The organism is Kocuria sp. PD6, from assembly GCF_031844145.1.
In the GTDB taxonomy this organism is placed as follows: Bacteria; Actinomycetota; Actinomycetes; order Actinomycetales; family Micrococcaceae; genus Kocuria; species Kocuria marina.
In genome coordinates this window covers 1-2,226 of record NZ_JAUZUS010000031.1, presented here as the reverse complement: position 1 = coordinate 2,226, position 2,226 = coordinate 1, and the positions used below count along the sequence as shown (strand labels likewise).

2 protein-coding genes and 1 pseudogene are annotated in these 2,226 nt (G+C 63.3%); 2 read left to right on the top strand and 1 reads right to left on the bottom strand.

The genetic code is table 11. The features are described 5' to 3' along the window. Positions 1-45 precede the first annotated feature (45 nt). Positions 46-1,266 (bottom strand): IS30 family transposase, encoded by a 1,221-nt coding sequence (locus Q9R22_RS13225; protein ID WP_396415680.1) that lies wholly within the window; start codon positions 1,264-1,266, stop codon positions 46-48. 410 nt (positions 1,267-1,676) lie between these two features. On the opposite strand from Q9R22_RS13225, the pseudogene Q9R22_RS13220 reads away from it, so the two are divergent. Both Q9R22_RS13220 and Q9R22_RS13215 read left to right on the top strand, forming a co-directional pair. Then, positions 1,677-1,850: pseudogene (locus Q9R22_RS13220) on the top strand (DDE-type integrase/transposase/recombinase); the annotation flags it as partial. 46 nt (positions 1,851-1,896) lie between these two features. Continuing rightward, a partial coding sequence (locus Q9R22_RS13215; protein WP_311254300.1) for a helix-turn-helix domain-containing protein occupies positions 1,897-2,226 on the top strand: 330 nt, incomplete at its 3' end.

Here is a 2,226-nt window from a genome sequence, read left to right as displayed (position 1 = left end):
GGAGCACAGGACCACTTGAGTTCCAGCCATCGTCGCAACACTGGTTCAACTCGCATTCAGTAAAGCATGGAGTCGTTCGGCTGGAGTGTCCCAGTCGAGCGTCTTGCGTGGACGTTCGTTGAGGTCCTCTGCGACGCGTCGCAATTCTGCGGGCGTGTGGCGGGAGAGATCGGTGCCCTTCGGGAAGTACTGGCGTAGGAGACCGTTCGTGTTCTCGTTGCTGCCGCGCTGCCAGGGGCTGCCCGGATCACAGAAGTACACCGCCATATCGGTGGCGGTCTGGAACCCCACATGCCCCGACATCTCGGTGCCCTGGTCCCAGGTCAGCGAGCGGCGTAGCGCTGCTGGCAAATCAGCGACGGTGGTGATGAGGCCATCGCGCACGGTCTCGGCCGTGTGGTCATGTTCAAGGTGCACGAGGGTAACGAAGCGGCTTGATCGCTCGACGAGTGTTCCGATTGCTGATCGTCCCATCGTGCCGACGATGAGGTCCCCTTCCCAATGCCCAGGGATTGCACGATCCTCAGCTTCCGCGGGTCGCTCAGCGATGGAGACCATAGGGTCCACGAAGCGACTGGTTCTCTTCGCTGGATCGCGCCGTGGTTTTCGTGTTGTCCGCCCGCGTCTCATCGACGCGGCGATCTCGCGTTTCAGAGCGCCGCGTCCTTGGACGTAAATCGCCTGGTAGATCGTTTCGGTGCTCACCCGCATCCCTTGATCGTCCGGCAAGTCTTTCACGAGCCGGTGACTGATCTGCTCTGGTGACCATCGTTTACGCAACTTCGCTGCCACATAGGCGCGCAAATCGCCAGCAGATTCGAGTTTGCATGCACGTCGCCTCGGCCGGCGCGCCGCCGCGATCCGGTGCGCCGCGTAAGGAAGATAGCCGACTGTCGTGGCCGTGTTGCGGGCGATCTCCCGGCTGATCGTCGACGCGCTCCGCCCCAGCGCCCGCCCGATCGACCTTATCGAGTCCCCGCGGCTGCGTAGATCGTGAATACGCTCTCGTTCGATCAAACTCAGGTAGCGAGAATCGATAACAGTCTCAAGACGCGCCAGATCAACCGGGGCGCCTCTCGTATAGGCATCACGCGGGCTCTTCACATTCGCCAGTATCGCCGCCTGACGGTAGCGAACTACACGACCGTCGGGGTGAACGCGTCCGCCCGTTATCTGCTTGATGCCCTTGTCCCAATCTTGCGCAGAGCGCTTGTCCACGCCGACCCGTCTCGCAGCATCCGCCCGACTGACACCGTCGGCACGCAACCGCTCAAACCGTGCTCGTTGAGCGCGGGTGTCCTTCCCCGTGAAGATCCCCGCCTGATGCACCCACTTGTAGCAAGTGACCCGCACGAACCCGAGCTCTTTCGCGACCTTCGACACGTTCCCCGTCGACGCCAGCAGGCGGAAGAACTCGGCCTTGTCCTCAGCCGTATAGACCCGGCTCTTCGCACGGGAAGTCGATACGCCAGCCTCATTTCGCCACCGGTAACACGACTCAACGCTCAGCCCCAGCTCAGCCGCGACAGCACGGATCGTGCCGCCACGATCAAGCCGACGGAAGAACTCGTCCCGCTCCTTCGCCTTGTACTGCACATTCTCTCTACCCCTCGGCCGAATAACCATCGCACGCACCTCTCGATCAGAGTGTTGCGACGATGGCTGGAACTCAAGCCACCGAGGGCAAGCTGTATCTCTGCGCGATCAAGGACGTGTTCTCCGGCCGGATCGTGGGCTACTCGATCAGCGACCGAATGAAGGCGCGTCTCGCAGTGAAAGCGCTGGACAGCGCAGTATCTCGACGCGGCGACGCGGCCGGCTGCATAGTGCATTCGGACAGAGGATCTCAGGGCGGATTCAACTGGTCGTCGCAATACCTCGTGAGAGGGGTGTGTGATGGGTCGTCGTCAGCAGGCCGCGGACCGGGCTGTTCGTTCGAAGTTGCGGTCGCCGGGGCATCCAAAGTTCCAGCGGCCGGTCGAGGCGGCCTTCTGGACAGCGATCGCGCAGGGACTGCTGCCCGAGGAGGCCTCAGCGGTTGCGGGCGTGGGGCAGGCGGTCGGAGCACGGTGGTTCCACAACGCTGGGGGCATGCCACCGTTCGACCTGGGCTTCACCCCGTCGAGCCGCTACCTCAGCTTCGCCGAGCGGGAGGAGATCGCGATCCTGAACGCCCAAGGCAACGGGGTTCGCGACATCGCCCGGGCGCTCGGCCGGGACCCGGGC